The organism is Kitasatospora sp. NPDC036755 (genome assembly GCF_040636595.1).
GTDB lineage: Bacteria > Actinomycetota > Actinomycetes > Streptomycetales > Streptomycetaceae > Kitasatospora.
The window spans coordinates 1-1,137 of record NZ_JBEZUT010000697.1 but is presented as its reverse complement, the minus strand read 5'-3'; the positions used below and the strand labels follow the sequence as shown (position 1 = coordinate 1,137).

Genomic DNA, 1,137 nt, shown 5'->3' with positions numbered 1-1,137 from the left:
CCCCTCGTGCCGTCTGGGCACATTTCCAATGTACAGCGATACAGATTTCTGTCAATACAGACATGCAGAAGTACAGCTGTCTTTACATCTGTACGTGCAGTGATCTATCATTAGGGCAAGGCAGATGCACAGCTGACCAGCTGTAAAGCGGTACAAATAGCGCCATGACCATGCATACAGAAGGGAGGTGGTCTCCATGGCTCTCGCACTGCGCGCCCCTCGACGGGTGGCGGTGATCGCCCGCAAGGGCGGGGTGGGCAAGACGACCACCACCGTGCAGCTCGCCATGGCGCTGGCCGTGATCTACCAGATCAGGGTCCTGGTCGTGGACCACGACCCGCAGGGCAACGCCACCGCCCGTCTCGGGGTGAAGGAAGGGGAGCCGGCGCGGACGCTCAACGACGTCTACACCTGGGTCCTCAGCTCCGAGCACGGGATCGCGCCGGCGATCCACCCGACGCCGTGGCCCGGCGTCTACGTGGTGGCCGCGGAGGAGTCGCTGAAGTCGCGGGAGCCGGAGGGCGAGCACCTCGTCCACCACCGGCTCCGCCTCGCCTTCGAGCGCTCCGACGCGGAGCTGGCCGAGCTCGGCATCGGGGCGGTCCTCATCGACACCCCGCCCGGCACCGGGGCCCTGCTGCTGAACGCGATCCTCGGCGCCCACGCGGTGGTGGTCGTGACCGATCCGGAGCCGGACGGTCTGACCGGCGCCCACAAGGCGGTGCAGGCCGCACAGAGCATCAAGGCCACGCAGCACCCGGACCTGGAGCTCCTGGGGATCATCGTGAACCGGTTCGACCCGGCGATCGGTGAACACGGCAGGTGCTGTGCCGACCTGGTGGCCGCTCACGGCGACCTGGTGTGGACCCCGTGGGTCTCGGAACGGGCGAGCGTCAAGACGGCCCGGGGCCTCAAGCGGCCGGTCCAGGAGATCCGGGACAACGGGGGCCGTGCCTATGTCCGCCAGTTGAACAACCACGCGCGCCGCCTGGGTGCGGCGCTCGGACTGAAAGAGAGCTGATACCGCGTGAGTGCGAACCCCCTGCCGGAGCGGGAACCCGCCCTGCCCCCGAAGGCGCCGGACTCCGGGCAGGACCCGATGACCGCGGGGACGCCGGCCAACACGCCCTCCCGGGC

Annotated in this window: 1 protein-coding gene; it reads left to right on the top strand. The window is 68.3% G+C overall.

Translation table 11 applies throughout. The features are described 5' to 3' along the window. Positions 1-196 precede the first annotated feature (196 nt). Positions 197-1,021, top strand: a complete 825-nt coding sequence (locus AB0E96_RS41295; RefSeq protein WP_359831988.1) for a ParA family protein — start codon at positions 197-199, stop codon at positions 1,019-1,021. The last annotated feature ends 116 nt before the right edge of the window (positions 1,022-1,137 follow it).

Excerpts from the sequence above, each read along its gene's own strand:
- AB0E96_RS41295 (WP_359831988.1), top strand. The coding sequence starts at position 197 with ATGGCTCTCGCACTGCGCGCCCCTCGACGGGTGGCGGTGATCGCCCGC.